The 18,644-nt window shown below is 53.2% G+C and carries 15 protein-coding genes and 1 tRNA gene; 8 read left to right on the top strand and 8 right to left on the bottom strand.

The annotated features are described in order from the left end of the window. Positions 1-153, bottom strand: a 153-nt coding sequence (locus BMZ14_RS15640) for a methane monooxygenase/ammonia monooxygenase subunit C (RefSeq protein ID WP_371265750.1), incomplete at its 3' end; no start/stop codon positions are given. A 556-nt stretch (positions 154-709) separates the two neighbouring features. Further along, positions 710-786, bottom strand: a tRNA-Met gene (locus BMZ14_RS11295). A gap of 426 nt (positions 787-1,212) precedes the next feature. Between BMZ14_RS11295 and BMZ14_RS11290 the strand changes: the two genes are divergently transcribed. Next, entirely contained in the window at positions 1,213-2,151 is a 939-nt protein-coding gene (locus BMZ14_RS11290) for a GGDEF domain-containing response regulator (protein WP_074797628.1), read from the top strand. Positions 2,152-2,451: 300 nt separating this feature from the next. Beyond that, positions 2,452-3,291 (top strand): response regulator, encoded by an 840-nt coding sequence (locus tag BMZ14_RS11285; RefSeq protein ID WP_074797578.1) that lies wholly within the window; start codon positions 2,452-2,454, stop codon positions 3,289-3,291. A gap of 3 nt (positions 3,292-3,294) precedes the next feature. Here BMZ14_RS11285 and truB read toward each other — a convergent pair whose 3' ends face one another. The 5 genes from truB to rimP are packed head-to-tail and all read right to left on the bottom strand — an operon-like array spanning position 3,295 to position 9,282. Beyond that, positions 3,295-4,236, bottom strand: a complete 942-nt coding sequence (gene truB, locus BMZ14_RS11280) for a tRNA pseudouridine(55) synthase TruB (protein WP_256208583.1) — start codon at positions 4,234-4,236, stop codon at positions 3,295-3,297. Between the two features lie 45 nt (positions 4,237-4,281). Continuing rightward, complete coding sequence (rbfA, locus tag BMZ14_RS11275) at positions 4,282-4,662, bottom strand: 30S ribosome-binding factor RbfA (protein WP_074797577.1); 381 nt, start codon at positions 4,660-4,662, stop codon at positions 4,282-4,284. 25 nt (positions 4,663-4,687) lie between these two features. Next, positions 4,688-7,321, bottom strand: a complete 2,634-nt coding sequence (infB, locus tag BMZ14_RS11270) for a translation initiation factor IF-2 (RefSeq protein WP_074797575.1) — start codon at positions 7,319-7,321, stop codon at positions 4,688-4,690. A gap of 17 nt (positions 7,322-7,338) precedes the next feature. Continuing rightward, complete coding sequence (gene nusA, locus BMZ14_RS11265) at positions 7,339-8,826, bottom strand: transcription termination factor NusA (RefSeq protein ID WP_074797572.1); 1,488 nt, start codon at positions 8,824-8,826, stop codon at positions 7,339-7,341. Positions 8,827-8,853: 27 nt separating this feature from the next. Continuing rightward, positions 8,854-9,282, bottom strand: coding sequence for a ribosome maturation factor RimP (rimP, locus tag BMZ14_RS11260; RefSeq protein WP_074797570.1), 429 nt, complete (start codon positions 9,280-9,282; stop codon positions 8,854-8,856). A gap of 421 nt (positions 9,283-9,703) precedes the next feature. Between rimP and acs the strand changes: the two genes are divergently transcribed. Together acs and BMZ14_RS11250 are read left to right on the top strand one after the other, a co-directional pair. After that, on the top strand, positions 9,704-11,671 hold the full coding sequence (acs, locus tag BMZ14_RS11255) for an acetate--CoA ligase (protein WP_074797568.1): 1,968 nt from the start codon (positions 9,704-9,706) through the stop codon (positions 11,669-11,671). Positions 11,672-11,682: 11 nt separating this feature from the next. After that, entirely contained in the window at positions 11,683-12,705 is a 1,023-nt protein-coding gene (locus BMZ14_RS11250) for an MBL fold metallo-hydrolase (protein WP_256208582.1), read from the top strand. A 96-nt stretch (positions 12,706-12,801) separates the two neighbouring features. Here the strand turns inward: BMZ14_RS11250 and BMZ14_RS11245 are convergent, their stop codons facing one another. Further along, entirely contained in the window at positions 12,802-13,668 is an 867-nt protein-coding gene (locus tag BMZ14_RS11245; protein WP_074797566.1) for a TrmH family RNA methyltransferase, read from the bottom strand. A 268-nt stretch (positions 13,669-13,936) separates the two neighbouring features. On the opposite strand from BMZ14_RS11245, the gene BMZ14_RS11240 reads away from it, so the two are divergent. From BMZ14_RS11240 to BMZ14_RS11225, 4 genes are read left to right on the top strand one after another with little or no spacing between them, the layout of a single operon-like run. After that, positions 13,937-14,692, top strand: coding sequence for a hypothetical protein (locus tag BMZ14_RS11240; RefSeq protein WP_083396764.1), 756 nt, complete (start codon positions 13,937-13,939; stop codon positions 14,690-14,692). A gap of 34 nt (positions 14,693-14,726) precedes the next feature. Next, the gene (locus BMZ14_RS11235) at positions 14,727-15,368 is read left to right on the top strand and encodes a hypothetical protein (RefSeq protein WP_143071974.1); all 642 of its coding nucleotides are present in this window, start codon (positions 14,727-14,729) and stop codon (positions 15,366-15,368) included. Positions 15,369-15,427: 59 nt separating this feature from the next. Beyond that, positions 15,428-16,708: a hypothetical protein gene (locus BMZ14_RS11230; RefSeq protein ID WP_218145022.1), complete on the top strand. Its 1,281-nt coding sequence runs from the start codon at positions 15,428-15,430 to the stop codon at positions 16,706-16,708. Between the two features lie 22 nt (positions 16,709-16,730). Beyond that, positions 16,731-18,635: a hypothetical protein gene (locus BMZ14_RS11225; RefSeq protein ID WP_074797560.1), complete on the top strand. Its 1,905-nt coding sequence runs from the start codon at positions 16,731-16,733 to the stop codon at positions 18,633-18,635. Positions 18,636-18,644: the final 9 nt, after the last annotated feature.

Below are 18,644 nucleotides of genomic sequence, written 5' to 3'. Positions count from 1 at the left end.
CCGCTGAAACCAGACCCAGAACATCGCAATCCCCAGTATGGGCAAAAGCCCTATCTTGTAGTACCTGGAGTCGTACCATTCCGACATGTCAAAGGAGGCATTACCCGCCTTCGTTTGACTTACCGCTAAATTCCCTGATGTAGTTGTAGACATACCAGCTCCTTCTTTCAAATAATCGAAAATCCCCGAGTTCAGAGGCTTTCCAACCATAAGCAAAGACTACCAGTCTTGCTCTTTGACCAGTTAAATTTTGAATAGTTCCCTGTGTACCGATAGAACAAAACGTTGCACATCCGTGGTTGCTTTTGTCATTTCTTTAACTCCCATATCAAATAATTAAAAATCTGATAATTCCACATGTTAACCCACAGGAACTACCAGTTCTTATCAGACTGAAACACAGCAATAAAGTTCCCTGCTATGTCATGTTAATTACCACCTATGCAGTTAACATGTATTTTTACTGCATCCTTTTTTTAGTCACGCTCCCTGTCTTTGCGGCACTTTTACGACCGCATGCCGCACCGGTGGGCTCCTGCTTCAGTTACCTGAGATTAAGACCTTTAGGCGCGGGTCCATCTTCGCTGCTCCCGACAAACAAACTATTTTTATGAACAACTGACGAACAACTTCGATGAAATACGGGCTTTAGCGTTGCAGGCACAAGAAAAAAGCCACTGATTACGTTAATAATCAGTGGCTTGAGATTTGGTTGCGGGGGCAGGATTTGAACCTACGACCTTCGGGTTATGAGCCCGACGAGCTGCCAGACTGCTCCACCCCGCGTCAGGAAGATGTAATTATAGGGGGCGGGCCCACCAAGGTCAAATTAATCGCACGCGAGTCCGGCCGAGGAATCAGGCCAACGAATCGCAGGCGTTTATGAACCGGGAATAAGCAGACGTGCCTGGCTTTAGCTACTTCCTCTGCTTCGAGGCGCATGGAAGATAAATATTTCGAGATAGCATACAGACGAAAATTTCGCCTCTCGCGGGAGTAGAATTAATTCCTCTTCATATGAGAGTTAGCGCACAGAGGCCCACGCAAAACAGCGGCATTATTCGTACATTTCGACGTGTGTATCGCGTTCAGCCTGTGTATTAAATGCAGCGCCCGGCGATTGGCCGTCCTCCAAACCTCGCATTCCGCTGAAAACGAGGACATGCTGCTCCGTTCGAGAAGATGGTTTACCTGGATGAACACGTAAGCAATATGATTACGGAAGCTGATATTCATAGCGCAAAAATTCTGATTGTGGACGATCAGGAATCAAACATCCAGGTGCTGGAAGGCGTGCTGGGCGCTGCAAACTATACTTCCGTCAGCTCAACCATGGACCCGTACCAGGTATATGATCTGCACAGGCAAAACCACTACGACCTGATTTTGCTTGATCTGAAAATGGCTGGCATGGACGGGTTTCAGGTGCTGGAAGCGCTGAAGAACATCGAAGCGGATAGCTATCTGTCAGTGCTGGTAGTTACTGCGAATCCCGATTACAAGCTGCGTGCGCTTCAATCGGGCGCCAAGGATTTCATCAGCAAACCGTTCGATATGGCCGAGGTCCTGGCGCGCGTTCACAACTTGCTGGAAGTTCGGTTGCTGCATCAGCGAGCGCGGACGTACGCCAAGACACAGGAATTCATGGCGCTGCACGATCCACTGACCGGGCTTGCCAATAGACGCCTTCTGGTGGAGAGGGTCTCCCAGGCCATCATTCACGCAAAGAGAAACAGCAGCATCATGGCAGTCATGTACCTGGATCTGGATGGGTTCAGGCAGATCAATAACACCTTGGGCCACGAGGTTGGCGATCTGCTTCTGAAGCTGGTGGCGGCACGTCTGGTAGCCGCTGTGAGGCAGGAAGACACGGTGGCGCGCCTTGGCGGCGATGAGTTTGTGATCGCAATGCCACATGTAACCAACGTCAACGGTGTGACACTTGCAGCAGAAAAAATAATCAAGACAATGTCACGGCCCTATACCATTCAAGGGCACAACATCAACCTGACCGCGAGCGCGGGTATCGGTCTTTATCCTGAAAATGGCAAAGATGTGAAAACGCTTTTGAAGAATGCGGATGCAGCTCTGTTGGATGCCAAACAAGCAAACAAAAATACCTACCGAATTTCGGAGCGAGCATATTCGTAATATTCGATTCTGTTTCCCGTAAACTGTCGCTCACTTACTCAATCCGCATGTTCACCGAAAGTACTAAGGCAGATAGAAGGATATCGAGTATGAAGAATAAGATATACCCGCTGCTTCCCATTATCGGCCTGCCGTTTATATCAACAGGTGTACGGCAAACGGGTTTTCTTTTGTCGAGGGAAAATAATAATTGCAATTACGGAGAAAATAGTCCTTTTTACATATCATCGCAAGTGCCAATGCGATATCTTTGTCAACCTAATAAAAAATCGATCAATTGCCTCGAATAGGACAAGAATAATGATTAGCAAACCTGACATTCTTAACGCTAAAATCCTGATTGTGGATGATCAGGAAGCCAATGTCCGGTTGCTCGAGCAAATGCTGAGCGACGCAGGCTATACCCGTATTGCATCTACCATGAACCCGCGAGACGTTAGCGGACTCTTTCGCCAGAATCAGTATGATCTGATTCTCCTCGATCTGCAAATGCCCGGCATGGATGGCTTTCAGGTATTGGAGGCCCTGAAGGAAATCGAGCCAACCGGCTATCTGCCAGTACTTGTTATCACTGCTCAACCCGGTCACAAGCTGCGAGCGCTGCAAGCCGGGGCCAAGGATTTTGTCAGCAAGCCATTTGATCTGGTCGAAGTCCAGACACGTATCCACAACATGCTGGAAGTACGCCTTTTATACAAACAGCTTGAGAATTATAATAAAAAGCTGGAGCAGACCGTAGCGGAGCGAACCGCGGAGCTACGCGAGAGCGAAGCACGTTTTCGCCGCCTGACTGAACTGGCCTCTGACTGGTACTGGGAGCAGGATGAGAAAGGACAATTTACAAAAGTTTATGGGCCTGTTCTCGAGATGCTCGGGATTACCGTCGATAACTTGATGGGTGAACCGAGAGAAAATAATGGAACCCATTGGAATAAGTCCGAATACGCGGCGTTCAAGGCGAACATCGCGGCACGGCGGCCATTTATCGATTTTGTTTACAGCCGCACCAGACCTGACGGGTCGGAACAATATTTGATGGTGAGCGGAGAGCCGATGTTCGATTCATCTGGCCGCTTCATCGGCTATCGGGGGATAGGCAAAGACGTTACTGAGAGCATGCGGTCCAAGCAGTATTCGTAGCGGCTATTCCGCTATTAGCCTCCTGGGGGCTATTTCGCCACCTGCCATCATTTCTCCCAATCCTAAAAAACGGTTTGCCTGATCGTATAATCGAATTCTTTGTCCTTCTCCTAATCTTTCCTCCGAGACATAGTCCGCAATCGTTCTTCCTTGCAACAAGGACATTGCTGCCGGCGGTTTCAGTGTCGCGGCTGGAAAATTTCGCATTAGAATATCAACCGGGAGCAGGCAGTGGTCTCGCTCCTGCATTGCCTTGGTTTCAAGGTCATCCAGTGTATAGGCCTGCGACAAATAAAAACCATCAAGTATGCTTCGGCGCAAAAAGGTGAGATATGCTCCCCCACATCCCAACGCCTTGCCTATATCTTCAGCCAGCGTACGAATATAAGTCCCTGTACCGCACTTGACCCGGATACTCAGTTCGTTACCCTGAAGGGCTTCAATGCTGATATCGTGGATGATTACCGCACGCGATTGCCGCTCGATTTCCACTCCTTTCCTGGCATAGGTATACATGGGCTTTCCATGGTGCTTGAGAGCGCTATACATGGGTGGCACCTGCATAATCCGCCCGATAAAGCTTTTCAGTGCTGCCTCGACCTGAGGGAGGGAAAACACCAGATCATGGGGTTCGATATCACTTGCAACGGAAAGCTCCCCATCCGCATCCCCCGTTGTACTGATATAACCCAATCTTAGCGTCGCCTCATATGTTTTGTCCGCTCCAAGCAGGGCGGAGGCAAACTTTGTGGCCTCGCCGAAGCAAATCGGCAACATACCAGTCGCCATCGGATCAAGCGTGCCGGTATGGCCAGCCTTGCGCGCAGCAAAGATGCGTTTGGCAATCTGCAGCGCCTGGTTGGATGAGATGCCGGGAGGCTTGTCGAGCAGCAGAACGCCGCTGATTGGACGCTTGATGCGTTCGGGCTTTGGATTCAGGTTCAAATATAGGAGACAAACAGGGGCTTCAGGGGCTTCAGCGAACTCGGATCAGCCCTCATCCGTTTCTTTCGCGGACCCCTCTTGCGCCACGGCTTCATCTATCAGTTGTGATAAACGAATGCCGCGTTCCACCGAGACGTCATAAATGAAATGAAGTTGCGGTACGACCCGAAGCTTCAACCGGTGCAATAAATGGCTGCGCAAAAATCCGGCTGCGTGCTCCAGACCTTTATCGGTGAGAAAATTATCGCTTTCGCTACCCAGCGTCGTATAAAAAACTTTGGCATGCGTATAGTCGAGGCTCACCTCAACACCGGTCAAAGTGACCATGCCGATCCGGGGGTCTTTCAGTTCGTTCCGGATCAGGTCGGCTAGTTCACGCTGAATCTGATCGGCTATACGCAACGAGCGGGAGTAATCTTTAGGCATAATGTTCCGTGCAGACCCTGTGTTGTTACAGGGTACGTGCAACTTCGACGATTTCGTATGCTTCCACTTGATCGCCGACCTGGATATCGTTAAAGTTTTTCAGTGACAAGCCACATTCAAAACCTGCCCTTACCTCTTTCACGTCATCCTTGAAGCGCTTGAGGGATTCAAGCTCGCCCGTATGGATCACCTCGCCGTTGCGTATCAGCCTCACAAGCGAACCCCGTTTGACGATACCCTCCTGTACAAGGCAACCCGCCACTGCACCCACTTTGGAAATACGGAACACTTCGCGAATCTCCACCAGACCGGTAACGTTCTCCTTGCGATCCGGGGCCATCATGCCTGACAGTGCCGCCTTGATTTCGTCCACAGCTTCGTAAATAATGCTGTAGTAACGTACATCCACGCCGGTAGAATTAATGAGCTTGCGTGCGACAGTGTCCGGGCGGCTGTTGAAGCCAATCACGACCGCTTTGGAGGCCAGCGCCAGATTAATATCGGACTCGGTAATTGCGCCTACTCCGCTGTGTATGATGTTAACCCTGACCTCGTCGGTAGAAAGTCGTTCCAGCGCATGCGCCAGGGCCTCATAAGACCCTTGCACGTCGGCCTTGATGATGAGTGCGAGCACCTTCACCTCGCCCTTCTGGTCGAACACGTTTTCAAGTTTGGCAGCTTGCTGTCTGGCAAGCTTTACGTCGCGGAATTTGCCTTGACGAAATAGCGCGATTTCACGAGCTTTACGCTCATCCCCCAGCGCCACCACCGCTTCGCCCGCCACGGGAACTTCAGACAGGCCCTGGATTTCAACCGGAATGGATGGCCCTGCCTCTTCCACTGGTTTTCCGTTTTCGTCCAGCATCGCCCGCACCCGGCCAAATACCGCGCCTGCGAGCAGTATATCGCCACGCTTCAAGGTTCCAGACTGCACGAGTATTGTCGCCACCGGGCCTCGGCCCTTATCGAGCCGCGATTCGACGACAATACCTCTGGCGGGCGCATCCTTTGCCGCGCTGAGCTCCAACACCTCAGCCTGAAGCAGCACGCTCTCCAGCAATGCGTCGATGCCCTGACCCGTCTTGGCGGAAACCTCGACGAACATGGTATCGCCGCCCCAGTCCTCGGGCACGACCTCCTGCGTCACAAGTTCCTGCCTGATGCGCTCAGGATTAGCTTCTGGTTTGTCTATTTTTGTCATTGCCACCACGATTGGCACCTTCGCGGCCTTGGCGTGATGTATTGCTTCGATTGTCTGAGGCATCACTCCGTCATCCGCCGCTACAACCAACACTACCAGATCGGTAACTTTTGCGCCCCGGGCTCGCATGGCTGTAAAGGCTTCGTGTCCCGGCGTATCGAGAAATGTGACCACGCCTCTTTCAGTTTCAACATGATAGGCCCCGATATGTTGAGTGATGCCGCCCGCTTCTCCACTTGCCACGCGTGTACGGCGTATGTAATCGAGAAGCGAAGTCTTGCCATGATCGACGTGTCCCATTACGGTGACGACCGGGGCGCGTGGCTCTGTCTTGAATTCCGTCCCGGGTAACTCCGTGTCGGCAAGAAAAGCTTCAGGACTATCCAGCGCCGCGTATTTTGCAACGTGCCCCAGTTCCGACACCACAATCATGGCGGTTTCCTGATCCAGCATCTGATTGATGGTTACCATATTCCCCATCTTCATCAAAGCCTTGATGACTTCAGCAGCCTTGATTGCCATTTTCTGCGCTAGCGCCGCTACCGATATGGTTTCAGGTACCGATACTTCATGGACAACCGGTTCGGTTGGCGCGGAAAAACTATGGGCGCCTTGATCTTCAGAGGACGGCTTCCCATGTTTATCCCTGCGCGTGCGCCACCCCTTGACACTGGACAGGTCGCTGCGGGTCTTGAGTCCCCGCTTGTCGGCCCTTTCATCCTTCCAGACGACTTGCTTGGTCTGTTTCTTTTTCTTTTCCGCTTTTGCCGCCTTATCCTCCGGCTTGACTACCGGTTTATGCAATGTGCCCTCTGTGGGAACGGCCTGGGGCTGAACGGTCTCGCCGGCTTGCGCTGGCGACGGGGCAGGCTCGGCGCCAGCCGCCGTTGCCGGCGCCGGCTCGGGAGCGGTCGCTGGCATCCCCGTTGCCGAAACGACGGCCTCAGTTTCCTTGACATCGGCAGACGCCGGTTTTAGACGCTGCTGCTTTTCCCTGAGCTCGGCGGTCTGCCGTGCAATCAATTCCGCCTGTCTTCTTGCTTCTTCCTCACGCAATGCCTGCTGTGCAGCATCTATGACGGGAGTGGGTGCAGACGTCGGGGGCACTGCAGAGGGGGCGGAAGGTACAGCAGCTTCAGCCGTTTTACTCACGGCTGCCAGATCACCTTTTACAAATACGCGCTTCTTTCGCACCTCCACCTGAATGCTTCGAGCTTTGCCGGTACTGTCCGACTTCTTGATTTCAGAAGTCTGCCGGCGCGGGAGGGATATCCTGCCTTTCTCCTCTTTGGCGCCATGAATCTTGCGCAGATACTCGAGAAGCTGCGTTTTATCGTTCTCCGTCAAACTGTCCTCAGTGAGGTGCTTACGGATGCCGGCAGCCCGGAGTTGCTCCAACAGCACTGTTGGAAGCACGCCCAGTTCACTAGCGAATTGTTCTACGTTCATCTGAGACATTGACACCCTTTATTAACCTATACCTTGTCCGCCGAGGCAAACCACGGCGCACGCGCTGCCATGATCAATTGCCTGGCTCGTTCAGCGTCCATCTCGACCATTTCCACCAGGTCATCCACAGCCAGGTCGGCAAGGTCTTCCTGGGTATTCACCCCTTTAGCCGCCAATTCGCGTGCCGTTTGCCCGTCCATGCCGTCAAGGGAGAGAAGGTCTTCTGCTATGTGCTCTACTTTTTCCTCGCTTACGATCGCATCGGTCAAAAGCGAATTGCGAGCTCTGGTGCGAAGCTCATTGACGGTTTGCTCGTCAAATGCTTCGATCTCCAGCATCTCGCTGAGCGGAACATACGCCACTTCTTCAATGGTGGTAAAGCCTTCCTGCACAAGAATATCCGCCACCTCCTCATCCACATCGAGTTTTTCCATGAAGAGTTCGCGAAGGACCGAAAATTCCTCTTCATTTTTTGCCTGTGACTCTTCCATCGTCATGATATTGAGCTCCCAACCGGTCAGCTCCGAGGCAAGCCGCACATTCTGGCCTCCCCGTCCGATCGCCTGGGCAAGGTTATCCTCATCCACCACGATGTCCATGCTGTGCTTTTCCTCATCTACCAAAATACTGCTGATTTCGGCAGGCGCCAGCGCGTTGATCACGAACGTAGCCGGATCATCCGCCCATAAAATGATATCCACCCTTTCTCCGGCCAATTCGCCGGTCACTGCCTGCACCCTTGACCCTCGCATACCCACACAGGTACCTATCGGGTCAACACGCGGATCATTGGATTTCACCGCAATTTTCGCACGCGAACCCGGGTCCCTCGCGGCCACCTTGATTTCCAGCAGACCTTCCTCAATCTCCGGCACCTCCAACTCAAACAGCTTGATCAGGAATTCCGGCGCAATCCGCGATAATATCAACTGCGGGCCACGCGCGTTACGGTCGATCTTGTACAGATATGCGCGCACCCGGTCGCCGATCCTCAAGTTTTCCTTCGGAATCATCTGGTCTCGCGGCAATGCCGCTTCAACCCTGCCGGACTCGATGATGGCATTGCCGCGTTCCATTCGCTTGATGGTTCCGGTAACCATGTATTCTTTGCGTTCGAGAAAATCGTTCAGAATTTGCTCACGTTCCGCATCTCGTATTTTCTGGAATATCACCTGCTTCGCAGCCTGGGCGCCAATACGTCCAAATTCCACCGGTTCCAATACTTCCTCGATGAATTCATCCGGCTTGATTTCAGGATTGCGCTCCAACGCCTCGCTCAGCGCGATTTGACGGGCAGGATCCTCTACCGCGTCGTCCGCCACCACCTGCCAGCGGCGCAACGACTGATAATCACCCGTTTGATGGTCAATCGACACGCGCACATCAGCGTCCTCTTGAAAACGCTTTTTCGTAGCGGATGCCAGTGCCAATTCGAGAGCGACAAAAACGATGTCCTTTTCGACATTCTTTTCGCGCGCCAGTGCATCCACCAATAGCAAAACCTCGCGGGTCATGTTACCTCCAGCCAATTCCTCGTATAATTACAATTTCGGAACAAGACGAACTTTCTCAAGATTATTCAACTCGAGATCAAGCACTTTCCCGTCTACTTCCAGCTTTAACACCCCGTCGTTCACTTCACGCAGAATTCCGACAAAATTCCTTTGACCCTGTAACGCTACACGCAGCCTGAGTTTAACGGACTCTCCCGCAAAGCGGATAAAATCAGAAACCTTTTTCAGCGGCCTGTCCAGGCCGGGCGATGATACTTCCAGCCGCTCGTAATCGATGTTCTCAACCGCGAACAACCGGCCTAAATGATTACTGACAGCCACGCAATCGTCTACGCCCACACCGTCGGGTTTGTCAATAAACACTCGCAAGAGCCTTCCCCGGGCCGACCGTTCCACGTCAATCAATTCGTAACCTAGCCCAGCCAGGGTCGATTCGAGCAATTCATAAAGATCCATAGCCCCGACACAAACAAAAAATGGGCTGAAAAGAGCCCATAGTCATCCCTATTTTAGCAAAAATTTATCACTAATGAAATAGATGCTTTGATCAGGAACTGCTGCATAAGTTCTGCCGGCGCCGGTCAAAAAAACTTATGTACCTGCTCGAATCGAGCACTTGCGGGACAAACTCGGGGTCCTGCTCGGCACCAGATTATAAACGGTTACTCCAAGTGAAGAATGCATTTACGCTATGCCTCGCCGCCAGCCTCGGCCACACACCTGGCCGAAGGCTTGAAACGCAGAGTCTTGCTGCTCGAGTCCTGTATAGAATATCTCCTCGCCGGCTGATTATCCGGGGCGGGCTTCATGCGACGAACCGACGAGTGATACAATTTCATCGTTTTCCGCAGAAAAACAACTCACAGGAGCGGCCCCAATGGCTACAATTAAATCCATATTGCATGAAACCCGCATCTTCCCGCCGGACCCGGCGTTCGTCGAACAGGCTAATGTGTCCGGCATGGAAACTTACCATGCTCTCTGTGCCGAAGCGGAGAAAGACCTTCCTGCGTTCTGGGGCAGACTGGCGAAGGAGCACATATTGTGGCACAAACCGTTCACTCGCGTGCTGGATGAAACAAACCATCCCTTTCTCAACTGGTTCGATGACGGTGAACTGAACGTTTCTTTCAACTGCCTCGACCGGCACCTCGACACGCAACCGGACAAAACGGCAATCATCTTCGAGGCGGACGACGGCGCAATCACCCGCTCCACCTACCGCGAGCTGCATCATCAGGTATGTCAGTTTGCCAATGGACTCAAGTCGCTAGGCATCAAAAAAGGCGACCGTGTCGTTATCTACATGCCGATGAGCATTGAAGCGGTCGTAGCCATGCAGGGCTGCGCCCGCATTGGCGCCACCCATTCGGTGGTATTCGGCGGTTTCTCGGCGAAAAGCCTGCATGAGCGGATTCTCAACGCGGGCGCCGTGGCTGTGATTACCGCGGACGAGCAAAGGCGGGGTGGCAAGATCAATCACTTGAAAGCGGTAGTGGATGACGCGATTGCCCGGGGAGGGGCCGATTCTGTGACCTCGGTCGTGATATATCAACGGGGGGCTGGCAATGTGCAGCTGCATGTTCCGCGCGATGTCTGGTGGCATGAGCTGATAAAAGACCAGAGCGATATTTGCGAGCCGGAATGGGTCAATTCCGAGCACCCCCTGTTCACGCTCTATACCTCCGGCTCCACGGGCCGGCCAAAGGGCGTGCAGCACTCTTCCGCCGGTTATCTGCTGGGCGCGATTACGAGCATGAAATGGGTCTTCGATTACAAGCCCGCGGATGTATTCTGGTGTACGGCCGATGTAGGCTGGGTCACCGGGCATAGCTATGTTACGTATGGCCCATTGGCAATAGGGGCTACCCAGGTCATATTCGAAGGCGTCCCCACTTATCCCGATGCGGGTCGCTTCTGGAAAATGATACAGGATCACCAAGTCACGGTGTTTTACACCGCGCCCACCGCAATCCGGTCGCTTATAAAACTTGGACCCGATTTTCCGGGAAAATATGATCTTTCTTCATTGCGCCTGCTGGGTTCGGTGGGCGAGCCAATAAATCCGGAAGCATGGATATGGTACTACACCGTGGTTGGTCAGTCCCGCTGTCCTGTCGTGGACACCTGGTGGCAGACCGAAACCGGCAGCCACATGATCGCCCCCCTGCCTGGCGCTGTACCGCTCAAGCCCGGTTCCTGCACTTTACCGTTGCCTGGCATCATTGCCGGGATCGTGGACGAAGCGGGGCACGATATACCCGATGGCAAAGGAGGCTTTCTGGTCATCAAACGACCGTTTCCCTCGCTGGCGCGCACTTTGTGGGGCGAACCCGAGCGATTCAGGAAAACATATTTTCCCGAAGAGCTTGGCGGCAAATACTATCTGGCTGGAGACTCTGCCAACCGCGACGCGGACGGCTATTTCTGGATCATGGGGCGCGTCGATGATGTGCTCACTGTTTCCGGTCACCGTCTTGGAACCATGGAAATCGAATCCGCGCTGGTCGCGAGCCCCCTGGTCGCGGAAGCCGCGGTAGTGGGCAAGCCTGACGAGATAAAAACGGAAGCAATAGTCGCGTTCGTGGTATTGAAAGGCTCACGTCCGCAAGGCGCGAATGCTCATGATATCGCCGTCGAATTGCGTAACTGGGTATCGACCGAGATCGGCCCTATTGCAAGACCTGATGAGATACGTTTTGGGGATAACCTCCCGAAAACCCGATCCGGCAAAATCATGCGGCGCTTGCTGCGCACCCTGGCCAAGGGTGAGGAAATAACGCAGGATACCTCCACCCTGGAAAACCCGGCAATACTCGAACAATTGAAACACCCGATAACGTAATTCGCGGAATCATGCCTCATCGCCTTATGGATAACAACTTGCCTCACTCCGCGGAAGCGCCTGTGATTCCGTTCGCCCGACCTGCCCGGCGGCGCGTCACTGATTACGGCAATGGCGTCAGCGCTATCGACGCGGATTATCTGCGGCCCGGGCTGGCTGCGATTCACCTGATTGTCCAGGCGGGCAAAGCTGCGCTGGTGGATACAGGAACCTCATCTTCCGTTGCAGGCGTAATGGAAGTGCTACGAGAGAAGAATCTTGCCCCTGAAGATGTGGCATATGTGTTTGTCACACACATACATCTGGATCATGCCGGAGGGGCGGGGGAATTCATGCACCATTTTCCCCATGCAAAACTGGTCGTGCACCCTCGCGGTGCGCGACATATGGCTGACCCCGCCAGACTCGTCGCCAGTGCAACGACTGTTTACGGCGAAGCCGAATTCAAACGCATGTACGGGATCATCCGTCCCGTTGACGTAAAGCGCATTGTCGAGGCGCCAGATGGATTCCGCCTGGATTTCAACGGTAGGCCATTGCTGTTCCTCGACACGCCGGGGCACGCGCGGCATCACTACTGCATCTTCGATGAGCAAAACGGATCATTTTTCACCGGCGACACTTTTGGAATTTCCTATCGCGAATTCGATGTTGATGGCATGGAGTTCGTATTTCCCACCACGACCCCGGTGCAGTTCGACCCTGTGGCCGCTCATGCCTCCCTGGATCGGCTCATGAGTTATAACCCATCTTACGCTTTCCTTACCCATTATGGCCGCATCGGCAACTTGCCACGTCATGCGGCCGAGATGCACGATCTGGTGGACGCCCATGTGGCGATCGCCGGGAAGTTGCGGAACGTTCCTGAAAGACATACGGCGCTCGTGGAAGAGCTTGGAGAGCTATTGTTACGTCGAGTAATCGCGCACGGCTGCAAATTGCCCGAGGAAGAAATTCGCAGCCTGTTGAGTCTGGATGTCGGACTTAACGCACAGGGCCTGGAAAACTGGCTGGATCATACGAGCGCCGGATGACAATAACAGGACGGGCGATAACAACGACAATGGTAGGATGTAATAAGCGAAGCGCATTGCGCCACATGTCCTGATCTGACCATGTATGTCAGATGATTATAAATCGCACGGGCCGGCCTTTATCTGCCTCATCCTCTCAAAAAAACACACCGCCGCGGCAGCCGCCGCATTCAATGATTCCGTGCTACCCACCATCGGAATGGTAATCTTTTCGGTCACTGCCTGAAGCAACTCATTGCTCAAGCCCGCACCTTCGTTGCCAAACACGAACGCAACCGGGCCGATTAGCGGAGTCTGATAAAGACTCCTTTTCGATTTCAGGACTGTGGCGATGATCTTGCCATTGAAGCCCCGTGCGACCTGTATAAGATTGGCCTGCTCATGGATGCGAATCAGAAAATGCGCGCCCATCGCTGCACGCAGCGTCTTTGGCGACCAGGCGTCTGCGCAACCTTCAGACAGATAAACGTCGCTTGCTCCCGCAGCGGCTGCAGAACGCAATATGGAGCCGACATTTCCCGGGTCTTGTATCGCTTGGAGCAACACGCAAAAGCTTTCGCCATTCTCGATGGGAATGGCTTCAGGCGAAGGGATAAGTATCACCGCCATGATGCCGGTAGGCGTTTTTACCGGGGAAATCTCGCGGAACAAGGCATCACTTAGTACGACCACTTCTACCTTCGTTTGAATCCCCGGCTCTGCCAGCAAGCGCTTTATTTCCGTGTTCTCACTCCACGACTCACCCACGATCAGGCTTCGGGATCGTCCCAGCGTAAGTTGGTAGGCCCTGATCAGATGCAGGCCATCCAGAAGGGTCAGGCCCTCCATTCTACGGTGTCGGGCAGAATCCGACAGCTTTAAGAGTTGCCTGAAGACTGGATTATCGCGAGAAGAAATGAATTTCACCGGTGCTTCATCTCCATGTCTATGGCCAATTTCTCGATATAAGCTCGGATGAAACATGTTTTCTTCCCTGGTCCCGTTGCCATGGCTGCTACATCCCGAAGTGTATTTCGCTGATTTATCTCTTATACGGTGAATTTCCGAAGGCGTCTTCGTTATCACGAGGCTACCAAATTCGCGCCATAAATCATTCTACCCGCTGAAACCCGCTCACCCCTTGGATTTCAGCGCAAGCAGCAAGCTTTAAACGAACTGGCACACCTTGTGCATTATCCACTAATGAGGTCATAAGTTCTGTCATGGAATCTTAACGAGGTTAGGAGGGTGTATGCGCTATGAGGATGAAGCAATAGGGTTATATGGAGAAGACATGGAAGCTGAGGAGTCCATGGAAGCTCAGGAGTCAGGTGACTTCGAGTTTGGCGACGAACTGGAGTCATTAGATAACGCCGAAATGGTCTCTGATGAAATAGAAGAAATGGAGCTCGCCTCACAGTTGCTCGAAGTCGCCGATGAGGCGGAACTTGAGCAATGGATAGGAAATCTGGTCAAGCGCGCGGGGCGTTCTGCCGGTCAATTCGTAAAATCGGATGCCGGCCGCTCACTGGTGGAAATTCTCAAGGGAGCTGCCAATAAGGCATTACCTATCTTGGGTAGCGCCGCCAAGTCGTACTTAGGGGGACCGGTCGGCGGCCAACTCGGCAACAAGCTCACATCGGCCGCAGGTCAGATTTTCGGCCTCGAGCTGGAGGGTATGAGTGAAGAAGACTCCGAATTCGAAGTTGCACGGAGGTTTGTACGCTTCTCAAATGCAGCTGCGAAGAACCTCGCTGCCGGTCCTCGAACCGGTCATCCACGGAAAGCGGCACGAGTGGCGGCCGTCAGGGCGGCTAAACGTCATGCACCTGGACTAATCCGTCCCGCGAAACGCAGGAAGAGAGGTTATCCAGGTTATGGCGCACCTGCAAACTATGGTGCACCTGGAAACGGCCGTTGGGTACGCCGCGGACGCAACATCATCATTATCAACTGCCAGGGTTCTGGCACCCCTCAAATCGAAACTAAAGGAGAAAATCATGCATGACATAGACCGCACCCTTACGGAATTTGACACAGAAATGGACGAACTTGAAGCGGATGAATTCGAGTTAGGCGAGGAATATGAATCAGAGAGTTATGAAACCGAGTTGGAAAGCCCCTTCGACGAGATCGAAGAAATGGAATTGGCTGCCGAGCTATTGTCTGTTCAAAGCGAGGAGGAGCTTGACCAGTTTTTTGGCAAAATTTTCAGCCGCCTAAAGGGCCGCCTCAAGAAGGTCGGAAAGGCTTTCCGCCCTTTGAAGGGCATGTTTAAAGGGTTGGTAAAAAAAGCACTGCCAGTTGTCGGTGGCGCGTTGGGGTCTTTCATTCCTATTCCCGGGGTAGGAACAGCTGTTGGTTCTGCCTTGGGCTCGGCCGTGGGTAAAGCCCTGGAAACTGAATTTGAGGGTATGGATCCAGAAGATCAGGAATTTGAAGTGGCAAAGCGTATCGTACGCGTGACAGGCGCGGCGGCAAAACAAGCTACTGCTGCTGGACCTGATGTTGATCCGCAGGCTGCCGCAAAAGCGGCGCTCGTCGCGGCCGCGCGTCAGCATGTGCCCAACCTGGGCAGCGTCACGCGAAACCGTGCCGGCGGCAAATCGGCCGCGGGAGCTGGAAGCGGACGGAGCGGGCGTTGGTACCGTCGTGGGCGCAAAATCGTTCTGCTAGGTGTCTGAGCCCAGCCATGCCGACCCACCTGCCAGCTCCCTGGATGCTAGAGCAAGAGGCGCGAGGAATGCTGACCCGGCTCGCGCGCGTCAAGCCCTTCGTCGTGTATGAGCCTATGGTACCCGCAGCAAATATCTCGCCTGCGGCTCAGGTAGCCATTGAGCGTTACCTTGCCACTGGACGCAGGGAGTTGCGCGCAAGAGTACGTTCTTATCTTGACTGGTTGCGGGGACGTGAAGGCCAGCTTGCTCCTCCAGCACAAGCTCAGCGCCGCTTTACCTTTCTGCGCCTGCGGTTCAACGCTGTCCTATCGCAATTTGACCTGTTTGCTGATGTCATTACGCAGCGGAGCGAACATGAAACGGGTGTCTGGTTGTCGGGACTTGACATTCTTGCAGAGGACGCTTTGACGTTGCCGGGGGGATATTTCCAGCCTCCACCCATGATCTGCTATTTGGACCGGGGAACTGGGGCAGCAATTCGGCGTGTACGTACGCGTTTGCCGGGCGGCGGGGAAAACCCGGTAGGGGTTATCCGCGTGCCGCGCGAACGCATGGTTGGCAGCGGTATTGCTTCTTCTCTGATCCATGAAATAGGTCATCAAGGCGTTGCGCTGCTCGACCTTATCAATTCGTTACGGCCGATCCTCAAGGAGATGCAAAGCAGTAGCGGCAGCGAGGGTGTTGCATGGCGCCTGTGGGAGCGCTGGATCTCGGAAATCCTATCGGATTTCTGGTCCGTAGCAAGAGTCGGTATCGCCTCCACGTTCGGGCTCATCGGGGTCGTAAGTCTCCCACGCGTATTTGTATTTCGGCTTAACCTTGATGATCCCCATCCGATACCATGGATTCGGGTAAAGCTCTCGTGTGCAATCGGCCAGGCGCTCTATCCTCATCCTCAATGGGCAAGACTTGCTGGACTTTGGGAAGCATTTTATCCGCTAGGCGGATTGGACGAAGAGCGGCAAAGGTTGATCGCGGCTCTTCAATCCACGATGTCGGGCTTTGTCACAATTCTGGTGCATCACCGGCCTCAAACCCTGCACGGAAAATCACTTATCGAAGCAATGGACGTGGGGCAACGGCAACCCGCCCAACTAGCTGCATATTGGCGGTCCTGGCGTATTTCGCCAAAACAAATGCGCAAAGCGCCACCTGCACTCGTGTTTGCTGTAATCGGGCAGGCGAGACTCGATCGTCAGATAACGCCCGAAGAGGAGAGCCGGCTCCTGGCGGGCTTGCTCACTTACTGGGCGCTAAGCAAGAGCCTTCATACATTCGGGATTCAAGCGAAAGGGCGTCCTGACAGTCTGAAAGATCCAATTTGGAACAGTGACTTAACAATATAACCAGGATAACAGGAGGTTTGCAATGAAGATTGATATTGATTACAACCCAAAGGACATTAACGAAGGTACGGTAGTTAGATTGGTAACTTCCGCTCCCTCCGCGAATCACAATTACAAATATACTTGGATGTTGGACGAGAATCTCATCGTCAATCCGGTATCAGACCCTGGCCTCTGTTTATTGGATACCACAGGACTGCAACCAGGATCCTACAAAATTAGCGTCCGTGCCGAACTTGATCCTGCCGACCAGGAAAACGTACCTAGAGGTGCGAGGCAAGGCGAGGGCGAGACCGCGCTCAGCGTGCAGCCGCGATCGCTTTCATCTTATGACCTCGACAGGTTGACGACAGAAGCGAAGGAATTCGCGCAGTACTTGAAGCACAACTTCGACGGGAAGATGGAATCCCTTACCAAAGAGGTATCGAAAGTAGCAAGCGGCGTAGGAGGCTTCGCTCCATCCTCCGGAGTGCGCCAACCGCTTAAAGTAGCTCTACAACGCTCGTCTACCGCACAGACAGGCGACCAGGCCCTGTGGATAGCGATACGGCATCACACGGAGATGATAGGTTTCAACCGCTACAGCGAGTTTATCGATCTTGTTTTATGTAGAGGTCAGGATTCGGAGCAGGGCGCACTGCCTGGCCCGTTGAATTTAGGATCACCGCCACTTGGGGATCGAAGAGACGACCTGAACAATCGGCCCACAATTCATGGTGTAGACGCATATGAATTGCTGAGAACAGCAACAGAAATCTTTCTGATCCTTGAATGCGGGTTACTTGATAAATCTGGGAAAATCCGGCATGGCGAGACGCTGAATATTACGGAAGAGGAATCAAGATTAGATATTTCTCCTCTCAATCTCGATGAAATCACCCTGCTTCTGAAACAATATTTAGGTCCAAGTCAACCCTTCACGCTTCCTTATCTCAAACGCATCGTGAATGCTCTATTTGGTATCGGTTCGGCAAGAAGTGAAGAGAAGCTTCCTTACTGCGAAGGAATTCTCAAAAATCGCTTTTCTTGTCCGAGTCTGATCGAACTGATCTGGTCTTATTGGCATGAAGAGGGGATGTTGGCCCAAACGATGAATGCGATTGCCTTGCGGTTCCAAAACCGGCACCGCGGGGGCGATAGAGATCCCCTGGCGCATCTTGAGATCGATCCCTTGCAATCGCTCAACAATCTTTTCTGGGGTTATATCCAGAATGAACAAAAGCGGCTTAGCGTACCCCGCCGTGCTTATGAATATGACCATCACTATGGTCTGACTCTTTATGGCAAGGCAGTACCAACCATGCGTTCCGCGGATAGCCGCTCGAAGTTCCTTGAGTCCTTTCATAACCTGCTTTATCGAACCTCGGTCTTCTACCACGAAGATGCCGATACCACGGTTATCGCTGATGGCTTCCCTCTGCTTACCGCATTGCGGGAAACGCACCTGCTGCTCGCCGAGGGCGCACATAACCAATTCGGTGATCTCCCATGGACGGCACGGGTGGAGATGCTGATCGAGCAATGGCTACTGGCACGACCGGAGCTCCGGGAGTTTCTGCGTGGTCGCGCCATGGTGCCGTATAAAGAAGCGTGGATGGGTCAGGTCGACACGATGAAGAAACTGCAAGGATGGACCGATACGACAATCACCCACTTCAGCGATCTCGGAGTCTGGGGAGAACAGATCCTGCTCTCGATCCGTTACGGTGACTGGATAGACGTCAACGATCAGGAACAAGCCAAAAACTGGGCGCGTTATTGGAGACCGGAGATTCAAGGGTACATTCACGCTTATCGCGCGGCAACAGGCGTTGATCTAGCCGTTGAGCCCGTTGCAGCCGAAAAGGCGTCGGAGCGGTATTTCCAGCCTTCCACACATCTGCGCAACCGGCTTGTGGAGCAGCAAAAAGGGTCGAGGCGAGCATGAATCAAACTG

Source organism: Nitrosospira briensis (genome assembly GCF_900115125.1).
Taxonomy (GTDB): domain Bacteria; phylum Pseudomonadota; class Gammaproteobacteria; order Burkholderiales; family Nitrosomonadaceae; genus Nitrosospira; species Nitrosospira briensis_A.
The sequence above is the reverse complement of the archived record's forward strand: the minus strand, read 5'-3'. Positions and strand labels throughout refer to the sequence as shown.